We start from the raw sequence: 21,293 nt of genomic DNA on the forward strand, positions 1-21,293 counted from the left end.
GATATTTCTGTCATGACAGAAATATCAAACGACTCGGATCGCCTGCCCCCCTCGGTGGAGCAGTTCGTGCTGCGCTGGGGCGACATGGGCACGCAGTGGGGCGTCAACCGCTCCGTGGCGCAGATTCAGGCGCTGCTGTTCCTGTCGGAACGACCGCTGACGGCCGAAGACATCGCGGCAAAGCTAAACATGGCGCGCTCCAACGTGTCGAACAGCCTCAAGGAACTGCTCGCGTGGAAACTGATCCACCGGGTGCCGGTACTGGGCGATCGCCGCGATCATTACGAAGCCGAGGCCGATCTCTGGCAGATGGCCACCAAAGTGGCGCAGGGTCGCAAGGCGCGCGAGATTGATCCGATGGTCGCGGCAATCGGCGCGGCGATGCAGGATATCGATGACCCCCGCATCAGTGCCAAGGTGCGCCAGCGGCTGGTGGCAATGCACGATTTCGTCAACACGGTGGATGGCTGGTACCAGCAGATGCTCAACGTCCCACCGGCCCAGATCATGACGCTGATCCGCATGGGCGCCAAGGTTGTAAGCCTGCTGCGCTTTGTCAGCGGGCGTGGCGGCAGCAAAACCGACCAGACCTGACCCCGTCACCGCGCGCAACGGCCACGGCGACGGAGCCTTGGCTACCATCTTACGCATGCACCAATTTCTCTTGTTTCAGAATTGCCTGAAAACAGAAAAGGTCCCAGCCATGCCCGCCGAACCTCAAGACGATCGCGCCCCCGTCTCCTTGCTCAAGGGCCGAATCATCGCTGGCTTTTCCCTGGCGCTGGTCATCGCGCTGAGCGCCTACTTGCTGATGAGCGCCAGCCGGGCGGGCAATCAAGCCTTTGCCAGCCTGTGGTTTCTCGCCGTATTTCCGGCCTATCTCTGTGCGCTGATCTGCTATGTCGGCGATCCGGCCGGCACCCGCTCGAGGAATTTCTATGTATCGGTGCCACCGATCCTGGTGGGCTTGGTAATCTTTGGCTCGGCCGCGTTCCTGGGCGAAGGCATTATCTGCCTGGTGATGCTCTCGCCGATCTGGCTGATCTTCGGGCTGATTGGCGCATTCTCAGTGCGCAGGATGCGCCGTCGGCGTGACGATGCGGCGAGCTTCCACGCGTCCTTGCTATTCCTGCCGCTGCTGGCGGGCAGCGTTGAAAGCCAGATCCCCGTCCCGCACGATACAGTGACGCTGACCCGCTCGGTCATTGTTAACGCCAGCCCCGCCGAAATCTGGCCCTATGCCGTCAGCAACGCCCATATCGGCAATGACGAGGGCCGCTGGACCTTTTCACAAAGCGTGCTCGGCCTGCCCCGACCCCGAGCCACAGTGCTCGATCGCCCCGGCGTGGGTGGCGTGCGCACGGCCTATTGGAGCGAAAGCATCGATTTCCAGGAACGGGTGACCGCGTGGCAACCCGGCCGGCGGCTGGCCTGGCGCTTTGCCTTCACCAACAGCTCGCTCCAGCATCACACCGACGAGCACATCGCGCCCGACGGCCCGTTCCTCAAGATCGACACTGGCGATTATCGCCTGACACCTCTGCCCGATGGGACGACACGGCTGACGCTGACCACCAACTACGTGGCGATGACCCACGTCAATCTCTACGCACGCTGGTGGGGCGAACTGCTGCTCGGCGATATCCAGGACAATGTCCTGGCCGTGGTCAAGCAGCGGGCCGAAGCCCGCCACGAGGCCCGATGATCGGAATTAAGAGGGGTTATACTTGGCCAGCCACGCCCCGATCGCGTCGAGCATGGCCTTGCGATCGTCAAGCCGGGTGAAATAGTGATCGGCCTTGGGCAGGCTCACATAGTCCACTGTCTTGCCCGCCGAGCGCATCCGGCTGGCCATGGCATCGGAATGGCTCACCGCCACGGTCACGTCCTTGCGCCCATGGATCAGCAGCAACGGCGCCTTGATCCGATCTACCGCATTGAGCGGAGAAACCGCCGCGAAATCAGGCGTCATCGCTTTCCAGTCGTCGGAATACTTGCCTTCCATGTAATAGTTGCCGAAGTCGTTCACCTCGCGGCGCAGGCTGGCCACGCCCGAGATCGAAACGCCGCAGCGATAGAGATCGGGGTCCTTGGCCAGGCCCCACATCGTGGCATAGCCGCCATAGGATGCGCCGACGATGCACGCCCGCTTGGGATCGGCCATGCCCTCGGCCACTGCCCAGGCCAGGCCATCGGTAATATCATCCTGCATGGCCAGGCCCATCTGCCCTTCGCCCTTGTGCAGGAAATCGGCGCCATAGCCGGTGGAGCCACGGAAGTTGGGCTGGATCACCAGATAACCCCGGCTAGCGATATATTGCGCCAGATAGTCCCAACTGGCGACATCCTGCGCCCAGGGGCCGCCGTGCGGCAGCATGACTACGGGCAAATTGTGTGCCTCGCGCCCCTTGGGCGTGGTCACCACTGCCTCGATGCTCAAACCATCGCGCGCCTTGTAATGCACGGTCTTGACCGGCGAAACCGGCACCTGCTTGAGCTTGTCGTTGAACACGGCAACGCGTTGCATCATCCCGCCATCGAGGCTGAAGTAATAGAGCGCGCCGGGGCTGTCGGGCCGGGCCAGAGTCAACAACATGGCGCGGCGATCCGCGCTCAAGCTGGAAATCTCCACGCTAACCTTCTGCGGCTCTACCGACTTGTCGAACGCGGCCTGTAATTCGGCCATGTCCTTGTCCAGCCAGTGCACGCGATCGGGCATGTCAGAGGTCGTCACGCCCAGCACGGCAGAGCGGTCTTGCGAAAGGAGCGTGCGCGCAATCTCGGTCCCGGCCGGCGCCTCGAACAGCACGCGCCCCGTCTGCTGAGTCAGCATGTTGATTTCATAGAGCCGGTCGCGTCCATCATCGCCGGTCAAAACGGCAATAGCGTTGTCCGTGCCGGGCACGAACAGGATCGGATCGAGCAGGGATTCGTGGGCCTTGCTGCTGGCGCTGTCGATCGTGCGCAACTGCTGGCTTGGGTCGGCACCGCGATAGTACAGCTGCGACATCCGGCCCGACTTGGTCACCGAAACCCCGCTGCGCACCACGCCGTTGCCGTCCGCCTGCCAGCTCAGCACGCCGTCGCGCGAGCTTTGCACCACATGCTCACGCCCGGTGGCCAGATTGACGCGGTGCACGGACGGGAAGAACCCTTCGTCCAGGTACATCGAATGCTGCGCGGACAGCAGGATTTCAGGGGTGCCGTCATGGGCAACCCAGATCACGTCGGCGACATTCTGGCCGGCGAGCGTCCACAACAGCCGCGTGACCTTGCCGGTCTTGCGTTCGATGGAGATCAGACGGCTGACATAGGTGCGGTCGGCCGAGTCCGGCATCGGCAGCAGCGCGCGCAGCTTCACCAGGAGATAATCATCGCCAACCCACTGCACCCAATCGGCCTCGGTCTGGTCGGGCACAGCCAGGTTCATCGGCTTTTCCTGGGGATCGAACAAGTTGCGAATGCCGATCACCTGGGTGCCGCCCATGCCGAACTTCCCGGCAATGCGCCGCCCATCAGGCGATAGCGCCCCATCTGCAAAGAACGGAATCTGGGCAAACGCATCTGCATCGAGCACAGGGGCAGGCGCTGCCTTCTGTGCAGGAGCAGCAGAGGCTTGAGCCGGTGCCGGCGTCGATGCGGGTGTTGCCGCAGTCTGCGCCGCCGCCGGGGCAGCAGCCATCATGCTTGTCGCCAGCGCCAGTGCCAGCACCGATCCCGACCGCGCAACGCCTGCCCCCAGCCGTTGCGTCGCCACCACTCCCCCGTTCCGCATCTTGCCCCCTAATCCGAATGTTTTCAGAGTTATGCGGATTTCGTGCACTAGTCCATCCTGCGGCCCGGCAAATAATGCCAACACGGATGAGATTGCTACTTGCCGCCGTGCCCGGTGCGCACCAGCGCCTACACCCCTGCGTTTCCGGGCTAAGCATACCATGGGGCAAGACCGGCTTTCTCCCCTTGCCCCATGCTGCGTTTGCGCTAAGGACGACTCGTTGAAGCCGACCTGGCCTTGCCGGCCAGCGGCCCAGTGCAGCAGGACCCGGTTTTATGGCGACTTTCACGCTCCCCAAGAACTCCACGATCACCGGCAAGGCGCGCCACCACGCGGCCGCCACCAACGGCAAGATCAAGAAGTTCAAGGTCTATCGCTATGACCCCGACAGCGGCGAGAACCCGCGCTACGACACGTTCGAGATCGATCTCGAACAGTGCGGCCCGATGGTGCTCGACGCGCTGATCAAGATGAAGGGCGAGCAGGACCCGACGCTGACCTTCCGCCGTTCGTGCCGAGAAGGGATCTGCGGATCGTGCGCGATGAACATGAATGGCCGCAACGGCCTGGCCTGCACCACCGCGATCGAAGTCCTCAAGGGTGAAATCCGCATCACCCCCCTGCCCCACATGCAGGTGATCAAGGACCTCGTCCCCGATTTCACGCACTTCTACGCGCAATATGCCTCGATCCGTCCCTGGCTGCAGACCGTGTCGCCCACGCCCTCGGGCAAGGAGCGCCTGCAGAGCCCGGAACAGCGCGAAAAGCTCGATGGCCTGTACGAATGCATCCTGTGCGCGTGCTGCTCCACCTCGTGCCCCAGCTATTGGTGGAACTCCGACAAGTTCCTCGGCCCGGCAATCCTGCTCCAGGCCTATCGCTGGCTGGCCGACAGCCGCGACGAAATGACCGGCGAGCGCCTCGACGAGCTGGAAGATCCCTTCCGCCTCTATCGTTGCCACACGATCATGAACTGCGCCAACGTGTGCCCCAAGGGCCTTTCGCCCGCACGCGCCATCGCTGAAATCAAGAAGATGCAGGCCGAGCGCGCGATCTGACGCGCCAGGCTTGGCCTTTTCCCTTCGCGTCATTCCCGAACGCCGGCCGGTTCACCCGGCCGGCGTTTCGCTTTTCCCAAGGCCCGTCTCTTTATCATGACCCGCATTTCCCAGCGCTATGCCCAACTCGTCGCCTCGGGCGAATTGCGCCCCGATCCAGAGCAGGCCGCCGCTGCCAACCGCCTGGACCAGCTGCAGCAGGAATTGGAAAACCCGCCGCCAGCCCCCGGCCTGTTCGGCCGCCTGCTGCGTGGCAAGCAGGCACCTGTGCCGCGCGGGCTTTACATGTGGGGTGGCGTCGGGCGCGGCAAATCGATGTTGATGGACCTGTTCCACGACAATCTCGCCATCACGGCCAAGCGCCGCGCGCATTTCCACGCCTTCATGCTCGACGTACACGCGCGCCTGCGCGAGGCGCGCAAGAGCGAGAGCGGCGATCCGATCGTGCCGGTGGCGGCTAGCATCGCGGCCGAGTGCCACGTGCTGTGCTTTGACGAAATGGTGGTCAACAACAGCGCCGACGCCATGATCATGAGCCGGCTGTTCACCGCGCTGATCGTGGAACATGGCGTGGTGATCGTCACCACCAGCAACCGCGCTCCGTCAGAGCTGTACAAGAACGGGCTCAACCGCGAGCATTTCCTGCCGTTCATCGCGCTGGTGGAAGAGCGGCTCGACGTGCTCGCGCTCAATGGTCCGGTCGACTACCGCTTGCAGCGCCTGCAGGGCGTGGGCACCTGGCACGTGCCCAATGGCCCGGCGGCCACCGAAGCTGTGCGCGAGGCGTTCTTCCGCATGACCGACTTTGCTCCGGAAGACAGCGCCAACGTGCCCAGCGCCGATCTCGATCTGGGCGGCGGACGCACGCTGCATGTTCCCAAGAGCCTCAAGGGTGTGGGCGTGTTCAGCTTCAAGCGGCTGTGCGCGCAGCCGCGCGGCGCGTCGGATTACCTGGCGATTGCCCATGCCTATCACACGGTAATCATCGTCGGCATCCCCCGCCTGGGGCCGGAACAACGCAACGAGGCGGCGCGTTTCGTGACGCTGATCGACGCGCTATACGAACACAAGGTCAAGCTGATCGCGACGGCCGATGCCGAGCCCATTAACCTTTACGAATCGGGCGATGGCCGGTTCGAATTCGATCGGACCATCAGTCGACTAATGGAAATGCAAAGCCAGGACTATCTGGCCCTTGGCCACGGCAACGAGTGAACCTGACCGAAGAAAAATTTACATATCCCGAAAATACGAAAGCCCGCGATTATTCATCGCGGGCTTTTGCTTTTGATAGGATGAGCTGCCGGACTGGAGCATCAACTAGGAATTTTCCAGATCCACAGCGCATTCCTTTATCGGCATTAGCCGAACAGCCAACGAACCAACATAAAAACCTCCATCCACGGTTAGAGGCCTTTGAATATCACTAAGTTCCTTGGTTAACAAGAAGTAAACAATTGCAAATTCGGCGCAAACAGTTGCAGCTGTCCCGTTTCGGAACAGCCAAGCCCATAGATTTGCAGGGAATTGTGCAACCGGAGGTGCCCGCGCGCCGATGAGCCAGCCAGGGCTTGCCCTTAAGCGCAGCGAGACAAGATTTACCAATGGGATAGGCGCGGATCGCGCGAAGAAGGCCGCTCGAGTCGGGAGTAGAACGAGGACATCTGATGCGCCCAGGCAAGGGAGACGGGAACGCTGCCTTAGGTGGTTGGGAGGATCAGACAGCCCTGCTGTGCCGCATCAGGCGCGCCTGGTAATCGCGGAACATCACGTCAAATGGTTGGGGCTTGCTGAGGTAATAGCCTTGGGCATGATCGCAGCCGAGCGCCGCCAGCAGGTGGAACGTCGCCTCGTCCTCGATGCCCTCGGCCACCACCGCCTGGCCCAGCGCATGGGCCAAGCCGATCGTGCTGGTGATGATCGCACGGTCACGGTCGCTGCTGAGCAAACGCGAGACAAAGCGCCGGTCGATCTTGAGTTCGTCGCTGGGCAGATCGGCCAGGTAGGCCAGGCTGGCTTCACCCGTGCCGAAATCGTCGATCGACAGACGAAAACCCAGATCACGCAAGCGCGACATGTTGCGCACCGCATCGCTCCGGTTGTTCATGCCTGATGTCTCGGTGATCTCGATCGTCAGCAAGCCAGGGTCGATGCCACGGCGCGTGACGATCTCACGGAAATTCTCGACCAGATCGGGTTTGTCCACCATCTGCCCGGACAGGTTGATGCTCATCTGAAAGCGTGAGCCCAGGGCATTGACGGCTTGCGCGGCAGTGATGGCCTCTTCCAGCACCCAATAGGTCAGCGCGTCGATGCGCCCTGCCCGCTCGGCCTGGAGAATGAAGGCATCGGGCGCGATGTAGCCACGCGTGGGGTGGTTCCAGCGGATCAGCGCCTCGGCGCCGGAAATGCGCCCAGTGCGATAATCCCACTGTGGCTGGAACGCCAACCAGATGTCGCCGTTGCGCAGCCCCTCGTCGATGCGCGCGTGCAATGACAGTTCCCAAGGCGCCTCGGCCAGTCGGTGCGCCTCGAACACTTCCACCGGACGGCCGTTGGTCAACGCCTCGTTCGCGCTGGCGAGAGCGGAGTTGATACGGGTTAGCGCATCAAGCCCTTCGTTGCGATCAAGGCCGAAGTGGATGTTGGTATCGAAGGTATGCGTGCCGATCTGCAGCGGCGCAGAAAACAGCGCGCGCAGACCATGCAAATGGTTGAGTTGCACATCGATCGGACGCGCTTCTTCGCACCACGCGAAATGCCCACCGTCACCATGATAGATCTGCCCGGCCCCCGATCCAACCGACAGGCGCCGCGCGATCTGGTTGGCGCATTCGCCGTGCAATTCGCGCGGGAGTGTCGCCAGGATTTCTTCATACCGGGCGACGACTGCAACCACTACGTCAGACCCGATACCCAGGTTGGCTGACGACATTGCCAAAAGGTTGGGTAACCCGGAGACACTGGTGTGCTGAACGCGCCGAATCCGCTTTTGCCATCCTCGGATCGCGCTGAACGTGATGATGAACAGGAGGCTTGCGCTGGGGTCAGAAATGATCCCCGCATTGCGCAGGATGGCAGGCTGCGCCAACGTGATCATCACCGCGACACCGTAATACAGCGCCTTGCGCAAACGCGATGGCGCCCGATGCCCAAACACGACCAGGCAGACCACGATACCGAACAGTGGGATAAACGTAATGTTCCACATGATCGGCTTTTCCAGCGCCGCAGCGCCGGCGATGTCATACGCAATCGGGCGGACCACACCGCGCCCGAAATATCGCACCAACGACCCCTGGCCTGACGCGGAGACGACAACAGTCTTGCCGCTCAAGGCAGTGGGTTCGATCTTTCCGGCCATGAGGTCGGCGGCGGCGATCGTCTGGATGGAATTTGGATCAACCCAATAGTCAGGATAGATCGAGCCGGCTCTCGGCGCGTCGCGTAGGCCCGCCAAAGCCGCGGCCGTGGACTGATAAACCCGTCCGCCGAGGGTGACGGAATATGGCCCATATTCGGCCACATGCATGAAATTGTCGTTCCATGCCGAAACCACGATCTTGTGCTTGCGCGCCAGGTCTTTGCTGGGGAAATGAAACGCGTCGGCCTCAAACCTGCCCATTTGGTCGGCACGAGCGACGAAGGCGATGTCATCGCCAAAACTGTCGATAGCCGACACCAGTTGGGCGTCATCGCCGCGGTTTATGCCAAAGGGCACCTTGGTATCGAAAAAGACGGTGCGCGGCATATATCGCCGCACTTTCGCGAGGACTTCTGCCTGTTCCCGTGTTCCCAAAACCGGCAGATCGTCCATCGACAGCACGACGATGGACCGGGGCGCCAGCTCTCGGCCGCCACGAAAAACAGTGTTCCAATAGAGGTGCGCAACGATGTCGCCAAAGCCCAGCCAAGGCAGGCACAGCGCCAGGCTCAGCAGCAGCGATATTCCGATCGGTGATCGTAGAAACTTTCGCATGGACCATCGGCGCAGTTGGATTACCCTACGGGGCTAGTCCGAAATGGTTTAGATCACCTTACCGTTTACCACCGATGGTAACAGGCAAGGCACCATGTGCCCGCCAAGGCTATGACGACAAAGCCGTATCCAGCCGCGCCAAACTGCGGTCGAGCATCAGCAATTGCCACAGGACGCGGCTGTTATCGGCCCTTCCGGCGATATGCGATTCGGCCAGCGTGGCGATGCGGGTGGCATCGAACCAGCCGGTGCGGGTGAGTGCGCCACCCGTGGCGATCGCGCGCGCTGCGCCCGCCAGCGGGCCACGCAGCCATGCGGCGATCGGCGTAACGAAGCCCATCTTGGGCCGGAACAGCACATCATCGGGCAGATAGCGGCGCATCGTCTGCTTCATCAGCCATTTGCCGGTGGCGCCATGCACGCGCATCGCCTCGGGCAGGCCGGCGGCAAATTCGATCAGGCGGTGATCGAGCAGCGGCTCGCGCGCCTCAAGGCTCACAGCCATGCTGGTGCGATCGACTTTGGTCAGGATATCGCCGGGCAACATGAACTTGAGATCGGCATATTGCGCGCGGTCGAGCCCGCTGCGCGCCGGCGCCTGGCGCATCAGGTCGATCAGCGGCGTCTCAGCCCGGTAATCGCCACGCAGCCGCAGGAACTCAGGGCTGAACAGCGCGGCACGCGCCTCTGGCGCGGTCACCGCCAAGGCGCGGGCATAGCCGGTCTCGCCATCTTCGGCCAAGCTCTGGAACGTGGCCTTGGCGCGCAGCGGGCGCGGCGCCCAGTCTGCCTTGGGATAGAGCCGGCCCAGCGCACCGAACAGCGGGCGGCGCAGCCCGGCGGGAACCAGGGCGCGCGCCTGTTCTTCGCGGTGGTGAAACACCTGACGGCGATAGCCGGCAAAGGCCTCGTCCGCGCCATCGCCCGACAGCGCCACCGTAACATGCTGCCGCGCCAACTCGCACACGCGGAACGTGGGCAGCGCCGAAGCATCGGCAAAGGGTTCGTCGAACATCGCCACCAGCCGGTCGACCAGTTCGAAATCATCGGACGATACGGTGCGCGCATGGTGCTGCGTGGCAAAGCGCTGCGCCACCGCGCCGGCCCAGCTGGTTTCGTCAAGCGCGGCAACGTCAAAACCGATCGCGCAGGTCTTGACCGGATCGCGGCTGGCCTCGGCCATCAGCGCCACCACGGTGGAACTGTCCACCCCGCCCGAAAGAAATGCGCCCAGCGGCACATCGGCCGCCATGCGCGAGGTGACCGCCTTGCGCAGCCGGTGCAGCAGATGCGCTTCGAGGTCTTTTTGGCTGGCCTTGTCCCGCTCGGCAAACGAGACATCCCACCAGCGTACGCTGGGCGGCGGCGGTGCATCGTGGCGCAGCAGGCGATAATGCCCGGCCGGCAGCTTTTCCACCCCGGCCAGGATCGCGCGGCCATCGGGCACAAAGCCCCAGGCGAGGTAATCCTCCACCGCCAGTGGGTCGATCGTCCGCCGCAGCATCGGATGGGCCAGCAACTGCTTGAGTTCCGAGCCAAAGATCACGCTGCCATCGGCCAGCGTGGCCATGTGCAGCGGCTTTACCCCCAGCCGGTCCCGCGCCAGGAACAGCGTGCGGGCGCGCTGATCATAGAGGGCAAAGGCAAACATGCCATTGAACCGCGCCAGGCAATCGACGCCCCACTGCTGCCAGGCGGCCAGGATTACCTCGCTATCGCCATCGGTGCGGAACTGCGCACCAAGGCTTGCCAATTCGCGGCGCAGTTCCTGGTAGTTGTAGATTTCGCCATTGAACACCAGCACGGCGGCGCCATCGGCGCTGGCCATGGGCTGGGGCGATCCGGCCAGGTCGATGATCGACAGGCGGCGGTGGCCCAGCCCCACGCCAGGCGCAGTCCACACGCCATGGCCATCGGGGCCGCGGTGCGCGATCACATCGCCCATGGCGCGCAGCCGCTCCGGATCGACCGGCTTCATCCCCTGGGTGTGAAAGATCCCCGCAATGCCGCACATGCCTTTAAAACCAGCCCCCTATTGCCCGCGCGAAACGGTATCGATCCAGCGGTCCAGCGGCCCGGTGGCCGCCACGAAAGCGGCCAGGGCCGGCGCGGCGGGCGCCCCGGCATTGTCTTCGCTCGACAGAATCAGCGTGGCCGTGGGCTGCGCGCGCAGCAAGAGCCGGTCAGCAATGTTCCACAGCTTGAGCGCCATGTTGCTGCTGCCCAGCCAGCCATCAGTGCGATACCAGGTGATCGCCAGGCGATGCACCGGGCCAGGCGCCTGGAGCATGTCACCCTTGCCACCGGCGATGCTTGGCGCCGGCTTTTCCCAGGCCCAGCCGCTGCCCGGCGGCACGGCCCCTTCGCCAAAGCCCCCTGCCTCGCGCCCATCGCCTTGCCCGGCATAGAGCGCAAACGACACGTCCACGACATGGCCGGCATCGTCGGCATAGCGGCCCAGCAGGCGATGATCGGCCCCGCCGTGGCGCGGTTGCCAGGGCCAGCCGCCCGGCGCTGCCACGCGGTGCCAGCCGGGAACGGCCGGCAGGTCGATACGGGCGGGCAGTGGCGCAGCCAGGCGCCCGGCCGCCGCGCCCCAGCCCACGAACGCCAGCGCCAGAGCGGCCAGCACACCCAGCGCGAGCCCCTGCCCCACGCGTGCCCCCGCTGCCCAGGCCAGGCGTCGATCCGCCAGGATCGCGGCTACCGACACCGGCGGATCATCCCGCTCCCGATCGAAAAACGGCCAGCCGGCCAGCATCGTCAGCGCCATGACCACGGCAAAGAACACCCAGCCGTAAAACACGTGATCGAAACCGGCGGCAAACTGGATACCGCGCCAGCCGGCAATCACGATAGTGCCCCAGGCGCGCACGCCGTTGGCCAGGATCGGCACGATCAGGGCCATGGCCATGAACGTTGCGCGGCGCGGCCAGCGGCGAAAGCACACCTGGCACACCAGCACGCCATAGGCGACCATGGCAATCAGGAACTTCACCCCCGAACAGGCCTCGGCCACCTTGAAATAGCCAGCCGGCGTGGTGATGAATACGCCATCGAGCGCGGCGGGAATGCCCACCAGATGCAGCAGCACCATGACAATGCGCGCCGTCACGATCTGCAGCAGCGGGATCAGTTCATCCCCGAATGGCACCAGGAACAGCATGTAGGCCAGCGGAAACAACAGCGCCGCGCCCAGGCGCGGCCCCATGATTGCCAGGAAGCTGGCCTGCAGCATCACCACGCAGGCGGTCTGCGTCACCAGCGAAAACCCGGCAAAATCGCCCAGCATCCACAGGAACGCCGCCCCGGCAAACAGCACCAATCCCGGCCACCAGCCCTGCGGCGCAATCTGGCGCAACGCGGGCCAGCGCATCGACACCAACCAGGCCAGGATCGCCGGCACCAGCAGGATGTGGTTATAGGTTGAACTGTCCCACCACTGCCCCGCCATCGCCGCCCAATCGGCATGGAACAACCCGATCAGGCCCAGCCAGCACAAGCCCAGCATGACCCAGGGCACAACACCGGTGGCCGCCCCATCGCGCACAGCGAGCGAGGATACGTGATCCTCCCCACTCGTGGGGAGGTGGCGGGCCGCAGGCCCGACGGAGGGGTTTTCAAGCCGCACGGCGGCCAAACCGGCGATCAAGGCCAACCAGGCCAGGCAAAGGGGCCAGCATCCGCTCCCAACTGCACTGCCCGATCACAAAGGCACGCGCCGCGCGGCCCAGCGCATCGGCGCGGATGGTGTCGGTCAGCAGTCCCACGGCGCGTGCCGCCAGTTCTTCCGGGTCGGCCGGCGAAATCGCAAAGTCACGCCCATCCACTGCGGCAATGCCGGTGGCGGCCTGCGGGGTAAGCAGCACCGGCCGCGCCATGGCCATCGCCTCCAGCACCTTGTTCTGCACCCCGCGCGCCAGGCTCAGCGGCACCACGACCAGATCGGCCCCGGCCAGCCAGGGCCGCACATCGGGCACCGCGCCGGTTACCCGCGTGCCGTTCACGCCATCGAGCGCCAGCACGGGCGCGGTCGGCGCGCGGCCCACCACATTGAACTGCGCGCCGGGAAAGCGCCCCTTGATCAGCGGCATGACCTGCCGTGCAAAGGTGACCACCGCCTCAACGTTGGGCGGATAGTCCATCTGCCCGGTAAACACGATCTGCGGCCCGCCCATGACCAGCTCGGGCGCCATCGGAATACCCGCCGGATCGAACAGCGCGGTATCGATGCCGTTGCCCAGCGCCCGCACGTCGGGCATCGGCCCCCGGCCCAGGCGGCTGCGCAGCAGGTCTGCTTCTGCCTCGCTCACCAGCAGGCTCGTGGTGGCGCGCCGCGCAATCCGCGCCTCATAGCGGCGCAGCAACCAGGCCTCGCGCAGGTAGACCGGCGCGCCCAACCCGGGGCGCCGGCCATATTGGCCGAACTTGGCCGAATCCACGTCGACAAAGTCCATGACCATCCGGCCTTGGAACGAGGCCGGCACATATTGCGCCATCTGCCCGGAAAACACGAAGATCGTGGAGATCGGCCGCGTTGCCAGCACCTGCTTGACATAGCGCGCCAGCCGGATGGACGCGAACGCTGCCAGGCTGATCGGCCGACCGGAAAGCATGGCCGAAAGCCCGGCACCGATCAGCGATCCGCGCCGCCGCACCAGGCAATGGCTTGCCGCCACGGCCGCCAGTTCCGCTTCGTGCGCCATGTCCTGGGCATTGTCGGCGAGGCACGCCACGTGCACCGGCGCCAGCGCGGCCAGAGCCTTGAGGATGTGGTGCGAGCGAATCTTGTCGCCCCGGTCGGGCGGGAACGGGATGCGATGCGCAAGGAACAGGATTTCGCCCATGCTCGTCAGGCCAGCCCGCACGCGATCAGCGGCCCGATCAAGTTGGCCACGGGCAGTGGCAGCTTCTGCCACAAGCGAATCTTGGCCTGGTAGCGCGGGCTCAGCGGGTTGACGTCGCGCGGGGCCTGCCCATTGGCAGTCCACTGCGCATAGGACAGCGGCTGGGGCACGAAGCCCCAGTTGCGCTTGAAGTGATAGGCGCCCGAATCCACCTTGGAGCGGCCGAAATCGAAGTGCGTCATGCCGCGCCGGCGCGCGTGGTTCATCAGCGCGTGATACATCACATCGTTGGCGCGCAGGGCCCGCGCGGCAAACACCCCGCCGCCCCAATAGGGCATCACCGCGCCACGGTGATAGAGGCTGAGCACGCTCGCCACCGGCTGCCCTTGGTGCAGCACCGTCAGGATATCGGCATTATCGCCAAAGGCATCGAGCACGCTGGCAAACAACCGGCGCGGGAACACCGGCGTGCCCAGGTTGCGCACGGATTCGGCATAGACGCGGTAGTGCCAGGCGCGATCCTGCGCGCTGTTCCCGGTGCGAATTTCCAGCGGCTGGGCCAGGCCCTTGCGGAGTTCGGCGCGCTGCTTGCGCGGCACCGCTTGCAATTGCGCCGCATCATCCGCCGCCAGTGGCATGACGAAGCCGGCGTGGCTGTCCTGCTTGATGTGCCAACCCGGCCCTTGCGGCAATACCCCACCACGCAGCTCGATCGTCGGGCTGTTGAGCTGGCGCGCCAGCTCCTGCGCGGCGCCGATCAGCGCGGGTGCGGCGGCTTCGTCACCCACCACGCCGCCGCCCACGGCAAAGCCGGTCGAGACCAGCGCCCGCCCAAACAGCCACGACGATACGGCATGCAGCGGCAGCGCCGCGACGATCACGCCGGCCTGTTCGGCCAGCAGCAGGCGGCTGGCATGGCCGCTGCCGCGCGCCACGCCATCAAGCCAGCGGGGATCGTGGAAAACGGTCGCCTGATCCTGCCCGACGAGAAAGCAGGCATAGGCGTCGAGGTCGGCCGCCTGCGCCTCGCGCACCTGCGGCGCGGCCAGGCGGAACGGCGCGTTCACGCCGCCGCCGCTGCGCGCAGCGCGGCGTCACGGCTGGCGACCCAGGCGGCTTCGACCCGTGCCACCGCGTCCATCCGCCCCCACGAAAAATCGCGCAGCAACCGTTCCAGCTTGCCGGCCATGGCCGAAAGGTTGGTGTAATGGCGAAAGCGCGAGCGCCATGGTGCATCGGCGCGGCGCGGCTGATCGGGATCGATTTCCCACGGGTGGAAATAGAACGCCGCCGGGCGCCCTGCGGCATTGACCTGCCGGACTGCCCAGGATGACACGCCATAGGGCAGCAGGCGGAAAAAGCCGCCGCCGCCCGCCGCCATGCGCCGCCCGGCCACTTCGGCCGTCGTCACGGGAATTTCCAGCAGGGCACTGCCCGGCACCGGGCGAAAGGCAAAGCGCGGCGCCTCGCGCCAACCATAATGGTCATGCACGATCGGCGCCACGGACGAGGAATAGGCATATCCGGCCTGCGCCAGCACTTCGTGCGCCCAGGGCGTGCGTGCATCGATCGAAAAGCTCGGTGCGCGATAGCCCGTCACGGCCTGCCCGCTCGCCTGTTCCAGCGCGCCGCGCGCGCGCGCCAGATCGGCGGCAAACTGCGCCGCATCCATGGTGAATACGCGCTGGTGATCCCAGCCGTGACTGGCCACCTCGTGCCCGGCATCGGCAATGGCGCGCACCAGCGCGGGATGGCGCTGCGCCACCCAGCCCAGCGTGAAGAACGTGCCCTTGGCGCCGGCAGCGGCAAACATCGCCAGAATGGCCTGGACGTTGCGCTCCACCCGCGAATCCAGCCCGTCCCAGGCGGCGCGGTCGATCACCTTTTCAAAGGCGCCAACTTGAAACCATTCCTCAACATCGACCGACAGGCCATTGATGACAGGCGCAGACATGGAGGGGCTGCTTTCGTTCAGGCCGCGCGCTTGGGGCGGTCGGTCTCGAACCATTCGATCAGCATGGTCAGCACGTGGCGAATGGCCTGCTCCTGCTCGGCCAGGCGATGCTCCAGCACGCCGATGCGCGCGGCGGCATCGCTCAGCACGGCTTCCAGCGCCTCGGTGCGCGCCGTGCCATCGGCCTGTGCCGCAGCGGCTTCGTCACCGTGGGCGGCGCGCATTTCGGCCACTTCGATCACCGCCTGCTGCAGTTCGGCAATCTGCTCGTCGCGGCTGGCCATGGCCGCCTCGATCGCGGCGAGATCGAAATCGTGGCGCGTGGTGCGGCCGCCGTCGCCCTCGGGCTTTGACTGGCCCTGCCCTTCGCCGTGGAAGGTATCGGCCGTCAGCCCCAGTGCCTGCGACGATGCCGCCTCGGGCATGGCAGACGGCGCAGCGGCCGGCACCGGCGTGCTTTCCACCGAAACCGCGCTGTCAGACGCCATGTCATCCAGCACGGCATGCAGCAGCCCGGCCTCGATCCGGCTGGCTTGCTCCAGGGCGCCGGCCAGCAGGACGCGGCTCAAGATCTGGTTCACCCGGCGCGGCACGCCGCCGCTGGCGCGGGCAAGATCGGCAAAGAAGCGCGGCTCGAACGCCGGGTTGCCGTTCCACCCCGCACGCACCAGGCGATGCTCGACATAGGGGCCGACTTCTTCGGGCTCCATCGGCGCCAGGTGATACGTGGCGATCACGCGCTGGCGCAACTGCTCCAGCCGGGGCGATTGCTGCAGCAGGGTGCGGAATTCGGGCTGGCCCAGCAGCAGGATCTGCAACAGCGGATGCGCGCCCAGCTGGAAGTTCGACAGCATGCGCAGTTCTTCCAGCGCTTCCACGCTCAGGTTCTGCGCCTCGTCCACCACCAGCAGGCAGCGCCGCCCGGCGCGCGCCTCGTCATGCAGGAACGCCTCGATCCGGGCCAGCGCGGCGGCCTTGTCGTGGCCGGCCACATCCAGGCCAAACGCGCGCGCGGCCATGTGCACCAGTTCCTGGCCATCGAGCTTGCTCGTCACGATCTGCGCGGCGGTTAGCTGCGCGCGGTCGATGCTGGCCAGCAGGTGCGCTGCCAGCGTCGATTTGCCCGCGCCCACCTCGCCAGTGATGACGATGAAACCCTCACCCTGCGCCAGGCCATAGCCCAGGTATGACAGCGCTTTCTTGTGCGTGGCGCTTTCGAAATAGAAATCGGGATCGGGCGTCAGCTGGAACGGACGGGCCGAAAGGCGGTAAAAGTCATCGTACATCGGCGTTACGCCTCCAGAACCGTCAAAGCGTGTAGCGCAGGCCGACCAGGCCTGTCGCTTCCAATTGGTCCGCAGCCAGATCGCGGCTCACCCCGTCAAGCCCAACCGAAGCCGTTGCGGTGAGACGATCGGCCAGGCGGCGATAGTAAGATGCATAAATGCCATAGGAATTGGTCGTTCCCAACAGTGCGTTGCCGCTATCGTACCAGGCATCATAGACTGCCACGCTGAAGCTGGCATCGCGGCCCAACTGGCCCGAAACCCCACCGGTGACATACCAGTTCTGATCCACCGTGCCATTGGCCTGCGCCAGCACGGTGCCCGGCGCGGCAATGAAGCGGCGGCGGACATACCCCGCGCCCACGCCCAGCCGCAGCCGGCCCATGGCAAAGCCATAAGTCGCGCTTACCCCGCGCTGGCGGAATACCGACGACGAGACAGATGACAGCGCGCCGTTGACGCACGAACCGCCCGCAGCCCCGATGCCACAACCGGTCGCCCCGCCTGCGGCAAAGTCGGTCGGCACCTGGCGCAGCGCGTTCGACAGGCTCGATCCGAAACCGGAAATGCCATCGAACACCGAGATGTTGAGCGAGCTGCGCGTGTTGGGCGCATAGGAGAAGCTACCGAAATAGGTCGTGCTGTCATAGCGCCGGCCGATAAAGGCAGAGAGCGACGTGCGCCGGCTCGGCCGCCACATCACGCCCACGTCCCAGGTCAGCCCGTCGCTGTCATAGGCGATGCGGCGCGGCTGGCTCTTGTCGGTGACATAGCGGCCGTCGCTGCCGATCACCGGGTTGCCACTGGCATCGCGGACCGCATCGCGTGACGAAACGCGGATATGCTCCCAGCCCACGTCGCCCACCAGTTGCACCGTGCGGCTTACCGGCAATGTCGCCTGCACGCCGGCGCGCTTGTCGTCGATGCGCTGATCGAGGTTGGAGATATCTTCGCGGTCCCACCCGGCGCTGGCGACCAGGCCTACCGGCAGCACGGTGCCGGCCTTGGTCCCGGCCGAAACCTGCGCCGATTGCATCAGCGAATGGTTGAACAGGTCGATGCGCGGTTGGCCGGCGGCAGGTTGATAGACGTTCTTCTGCGTCAGCTTGGTATAGCCAGCCAGGTAATTGGCATTGATCGCCACGTCGCCGGCATGGGTCGTCAGGTTGGGCCCGGCATAGACCGAATAGACCTGGCTGATCGCATCGTTGACCGACAGCGGATTGAGCGAGGCGGAGCCATTGGCCTCCACCCGTGTGCGCGCGGCGAGCGCGCCAGCGTCGATGCTCAGCGTGCGCGGGATCAACTGGTGCGAGACGCGCGCCAGGCCCGAAATCGTGTCGGAATCGCCCACCTGCCCCTTTTCGACAAAGCGACGTTCATAGCGCACCGAAATCTGCCCCTGCGTGCGCCGCCCGGCGAGCGTGGCATCCACCCCGGCAGCCAGTGCGGTATAGGTCACCACGTCGTTACCCGGCGTGATCTGCGCCAGCAGGTTCTGCGTCACTTCCAGATAAGGACGGATCGTAGTGCGCACGCCCGAACCCACGCCGCGTGCGCTGCCGTGGCCATCGCTGCCGCCACCGGCAGGCGCAGCCGGGCGATCGTCGCTGCCGACCTGATAGGGCAGAACCTGTGCCTCGGCCGCCGTCGCGCCCGCCAGGCAAGAGCCAGCCAGCAGGCCGCCCAGGATAAGGGAACGCGCGCGTTTCATTCCTTGTATCCGTAATAGGTGCCAAAGCGCCGCCCGGTGGGCGAAAACCGCGTGCCGTTGAGCAGAAGCTTGATGTCCGCGCAGCCCGACAGGATGCCGACGGCATCGCGCAGCGCGGCCTCGCCGGTCACGTCGGCGCGCACGACCATCACCGCCTGGCCCACGTGCATGGCCAGTTCCGATGCCGGCGAGGCTGCCAGCGCCGGCGGGCTATCGAAAATGACGATGCGATTGGGTGACTGCGCGGTCAGCCGATCGAGGATCGCGCGGGTGCGGACCGAGGCCAGGTATTCCGTGTCAGACCCAGTCTGGTTGCCCGCCGGCAGCACCGAAAGGCCGGGAATATCGGTGGGAATGATGCATTCCTCCACCATCACCTCGGGATCGGCCAGCGCATCCATCAGCCCCGGCCCGCCCGGCAGCCCCAGGGTGGACAGCACCGAAGGCTTGGCAAAGTCGGCATCGACCAGCAGCACTTCGTTGTCCTTTTCCGCCGCGATCGACAGCGCCAGGTTCACCGCGCAGAACGTCTTGCCCTCGCCCGGATGGGCAGAGCAGACCAGAATGCGCTCGCCATGGCGGGCAGTGCGGCCGGCGCGCGAATCGGCGGCCTGCAACAGCAGCTGCCGTTTGACGATGCGGAACTCTTCCAACAGCGCGCTGACCTGGCCTTCCGGCTCGATCAGGCACTGCTCGCGCAGCAGGCGGCGGTCGATCGGCTGCGGCGCCTTCTTGAAGCGCTGGCGCGAGGGAATGCCCTCCAGCGCCGGATTGGCAAAGGGCGCCGGCGTGCCGGGATCAGCGGGCACCGCATCGGCACTGGCCGGAACGAACACCTGCGCGCCCTCGGGTGCGAACGGGGCAGCGGGTGCTGGCTCGGCGGCTTCGGGCGCTGGCTCGGCGGCTTCGGGCGCGGGCACTTCGGGCTGAACCGGCTCGGCCATCGGAGCGGCAGTCGCTGGCGGCGCAGTCACCGGAGCGGCAGGTGCCGGCGGCACGGGCGGCAGCACCGGCGCGCGCAAGTGCTGGCGGAAATCGAACGTCCCGGCCGCGCGCTCGATCAGCGAAGGACCGGCCTTGCGTGGCCCGCTTTCGGGCGGCCTATCTTCCGGCGGTTGGGGCGTGTTGCTCTGGTCCGTCATGTCCTGCACCCTCATGCCACCATCCGCCGCTTCATGAATTCCACGGCCAGCAGCACGAACAATACCAGCACCAGGCCAGCCGTGGCACCACCGAACAGTTTCAGCTGCTTCCACTGCCGCGCCCGCGCCGCAGCGGTCTGCGTCAGCGACACCGAACCCAGCACGATCATACCCGTGGCCCGCTCCAGCTGGCCAGTGGTGGCATAGCTCGAACGCAGTTGCGCCATGGCAAACGCCGCGCCGCAGCCCGCTGCCAGGCCGACGACAAGCACCAGCATCAGCAGCAGCGGCCGATCGGGCGCAGAGGGCCCGCGCGGCGTGCTCGGCGGATCGATCACGTCGAACTTGACCGAGTTGTGCTCGCTTTCCACCTGTCCGCGCAGGCGCAGCTGTTCGCGATCGCGCAGCAGCTTGTCGTACTGGTCCTTGAGCACGTCATAATCGCGATTGATCCGCGCCGCTTCGGCGGCAACTGCCGGCTCGCTATATTGCTGGCCGGTCAGCTGGCCAATTTCCTGCTGCAACGAGGCCTTGCGCGATTGCAGCGAGACCAGGCTGGCCTCGCGATCGGCCTTGATCGACTGCAGCGAGGCATAGGCCGGGTTGGGCGTGCCGCCACTCTTGCCCTCGGCGGCAGCCTGGCGTTGCAGGCTGGCGATCTGCGCCTTGGCGGCCAGGACATCGGGATGGCTGTCGGTCAGCCCGCGCGCCTTCATCGACGCCAGGTCTGCCAGCGCCTGGGCCAGCGCGCCATGGGCGCCACCCTGCGCGCCGGGAATGGTGATCGTGGGCGCCGTGCCCGAAAGCTGGCCATTGATCGAGGCCAGCGCGCTCTGCGCCGCCAGAAGATCGGATTCCACTCCGCGCAGTTCGGTACGCGCGCCTTCCAGCTTGGCCGTGACCGAACCGGTTCCAGGCATCAGCGCGGCGTTCTTGGCTTCGAACTCCTGGCGCTTCTGCTCGGCCGCTTCCAGGTCCTTCTGCCGATCGGCCAGCTGCTGGTCCATGAAGGCCAGGCTGTCAGTCATCTCGCCGCGCCCGCCGGCCAGGTTTTCCTCGCGGAAGATGTCGATCATCTTCTGCACCACGTCCTGCGCCAGCTTGGCGTTCTGCGCATCGGTATAGGAACCGCGGCCCGATGTGGCGCTGATCTCGAACAGGTTGTCCTGCTGGCTCACCACCTTGATCTGTGTGGCCAGGCCCGCCACGGCCGATTCCATCTGCTTGTCGTTGGTGACCTTGTCCCCCAGGCGGGTGGCGCGCACCACCTTTTCCAGGTTGACCGTGCTGGTCAGCGTCTGGCGCACCCGTTCGATATCCTGCTTGGCATTGCCGCCGATGCCGATCTGGTCGGACAGGACATCATCGATCTGGATGAAGATGCGCGCCTTGGATTCATAGGAATTGGGCACCATCGCCACGACCAGCCAGCCCAGCAGGCAGACCAGCCAGGCCACACCCAGCGCCAGCCAGCGGCGGTGCCAGATGCCGTAGAGCGCGATGCGCACTTCATCGAGAATATTGGTCATGCCGCGCCG

The 21,293-nt window shown here is 65.4% G+C and carries 17 protein-coding genes; 6 read left to right on the top strand and 11 right to left on the bottom strand.

Annotated elements, in window-relative coordinates; all coding sequences use genetic code 11:
- Positions 1–12 precede the first annotated feature (12 nt).
- Positions 13–594: a GbsR/MarR family transcriptional regulator gene (locus tag FHW97_RS11820; RefSeq protein WP_022675956.1), complete on the top strand. Its 582-nt coding sequence runs from the start codon at positions 13–15 to the stop codon at positions 592–594.
- A gap of 109 nt (positions 595–703) precedes the next feature.
- On the top strand, positions 704–1,705 hold the full coding sequence (locus FHW97_RS11825) for an SRPBCC family protein (RefSeq protein ID WP_171799062.1): 1,002 nt from the start codon (positions 704–706) through the stop codon (positions 1,703–1,705).
- Between the two features lie 6 nt (positions 1,706–1,711).
- Here FHW97_RS11825 and FHW97_RS11830 read toward each other — a convergent pair whose 3' ends face one another.
- Positions 1,712–3,775: a S9 family peptidase gene (locus tag FHW97_RS11830; RefSeq protein WP_171799063.1), complete on the bottom strand. Its 2,064-nt coding sequence runs from the start codon at positions 3,773–3,775 to the stop codon at positions 1,712–1,714.
- A 275-nt stretch (positions 3,776–4,050) separates the two neighbouring features.
- Here FHW97_RS11830 and FHW97_RS11835 point away from each other — a divergent pair, with 275 nt between their 5' ends.
- From FHW97_RS11835 to FHW97_RS11845, 3 genes are all read left to right on the top strand, one after another.
- Positions 4,051–4,833 carry a succinate dehydrogenase iron-sulfur subunit gene (locus tag FHW97_RS11835; protein ID WP_171799064.1) on the top strand — a complete coding sequence of 261 codons (783 nt, stop codon included), beginning with the start codon at positions 4,051–4,053 and terminating at the stop codon, positions 4,831–4,833.
- A 96-nt stretch (positions 4,834–4,929) separates the two neighbouring features.
- Positions 4,930–6,048 carry a cell division protein ZapE gene (gene zapE / locus FHW97_RS11840; RefSeq protein WP_171799065.1) on the top strand — a complete coding sequence of 373 codons (1,119 nt, stop codon included), beginning with the start codon at positions 4,930–4,932 and terminating at the stop codon, positions 6,046–6,048.
- Positions 6,045–6,263: a hypothetical protein gene (locus FHW97_RS11845; RefSeq protein ID WP_157088824.1), complete on the top strand. Its 219-nt coding sequence runs from the start codon at positions 6,045–6,047 to the stop codon at positions 6,261–6,263. The genes zapE and FHW97_RS11845 overlap by 4 nt, the downstream gene beginning before the upstream one ends.
- Before the next feature lie 287 nt (positions 6,264–6,550).
- Here FHW97_RS11845 and FHW97_RS11850 read toward each other — a convergent pair whose 3' ends face one another.
- Positions 6,551–8,458: an EAL domain-containing protein gene (locus FHW97_RS11850; protein ID WP_253941752.1), complete on the bottom strand. Its 1,908-nt coding sequence runs from the start codon at positions 8,456–8,458 to the stop codon at positions 6,551–6,553.
- Here FHW97_RS11850 and FHW97_RS11855 point away from each other — a divergent pair.
- Positions 8,429–8,794, top strand: coding sequence for a hypothetical protein (locus FHW97_RS11855; RefSeq protein ID WP_171799066.1), 366 nt, complete (start codon positions 8,429–8,431; stop codon positions 8,792–8,794). The genes FHW97_RS11850 and FHW97_RS11855 overlap by 30 nt on opposite strands.
- 127 nt (positions 8,795–8,921) lie before the next feature.
- On the opposite strand, the gene FHW97_RS11860 is transcribed toward FHW97_RS11855, so the two are convergent.
- Genes FHW97_RS11860 through FHW97_RS11900 form a run of 9 tightly spaced genes read right to left on the bottom strand, consistent with a single transcriptional unit; the run spans position 8,922 to position 21,284 of the window.
- Complete coding sequence (locus tag FHW97_RS11860) at positions 8,922–10,826, bottom strand: XrtA/PEP-CTERM system amidotransferase (RefSeq protein ID WP_171799067.1); 1,905 nt, start codon at positions 10,824–10,826, stop codon at positions 8,922–8,924.
- 18 nt (positions 10,827–10,844) lie between these two features.
- On the bottom strand, positions 10,845–12,464 hold the full coding sequence (xrtA, locus tag FHW97_RS11865; RefSeq protein ID WP_253941753.1) for an exosortase A: 1,620 nt from the start codon (positions 12,462–12,464) through the stop codon (positions 10,845–10,847).
- Positions 12,433–13,731 carry a TIGR03087 family PEP-CTERM/XrtA system glycosyltransferase gene (locus FHW97_RS11870; RefSeq protein WP_370525397.1) on the bottom strand — a complete coding sequence of 433 codons (1,299 nt, stop codon included), beginning with the start codon at positions 13,729–13,731 and terminating at the stop codon, positions 12,433–12,435. The genes xrtA and FHW97_RS11870 overlap by 32 nt, the downstream gene beginning before the upstream one ends.
- Positions 13,665–14,726 carry a FemAB family XrtA/PEP-CTERM system-associated protein gene (locus FHW97_RS11875; RefSeq protein WP_370525396.1) on the bottom strand — a complete coding sequence of 354 codons (1,062 nt, stop codon included), beginning with the start codon at positions 14,724–14,726 and terminating at the stop codon, positions 13,665–13,667. Before FHW97_RS11875 ends, FHW97_RS11870 begins: the two co-directional genes overlap by 67 nt.
- A complete protein-coding gene (locus tag FHW97_RS11880) occupies positions 14,723–15,613 on the bottom strand; it encodes an XrtA system polysaccharide deacetylase (RefSeq protein ID WP_171799068.1) in 891 nt (296 codons plus the stop codon). Before FHW97_RS11880 ends, FHW97_RS11875 begins: the two co-directional genes overlap by 4 nt.
- A 17-nt stretch (positions 15,614–15,630) precedes the next feature.
- Entirely contained in the window at positions 15,631–16,899 is a 1,269-nt protein-coding gene (locus FHW97_RS11885; RefSeq protein WP_171799069.1) for an XrtA/PEP-CTERM system-associated ATPase, read from the bottom strand.
- 22 nt (positions 16,900–16,921) lie between these two features.
- Entirely contained in the window at positions 16,922–18,613 is a 1,692-nt protein-coding gene (locus FHW97_RS11890) for a preprotein translocase subunit YajC (protein ID WP_171799070.1), read from the bottom strand.
- The gene (locus FHW97_RS11895; RefSeq protein ID WP_171799071.1) at positions 18,610–19,755 is read right to left on the bottom strand and encodes an AAA family ATPase; all 1,146 of its coding nucleotides are present in this window, start codon (positions 19,753–19,755) and stop codon (positions 18,610–18,612) included. Before FHW97_RS11895 ends, FHW97_RS11890 begins: the two co-directional genes overlap by 4 nt.
- Before the next feature lie 11 nt (positions 19,756–19,766).
- Positions 19,767–21,284, bottom strand: coding sequence for an XrtA system polysaccharide chain length determinant (locus FHW97_RS11900; RefSeq protein WP_107715641.1), 1,518 nt, complete (start codon positions 21,282–21,284; stop codon positions 19,767–19,769).
- Between the last annotated feature and the right edge of the window lie 9 nt (positions 21,285–21,293).

It is taken from the genome of Novosphingobium sp. SG754 (genome assembly GCF_013149315.1).
In the GTDB taxonomy this organism is placed as follows: domain Bacteria; phylum Pseudomonadota; class Alphaproteobacteria; order Sphingomonadales; family Sphingomonadaceae; genus Novosphingobium; species Novosphingobium capsulatum.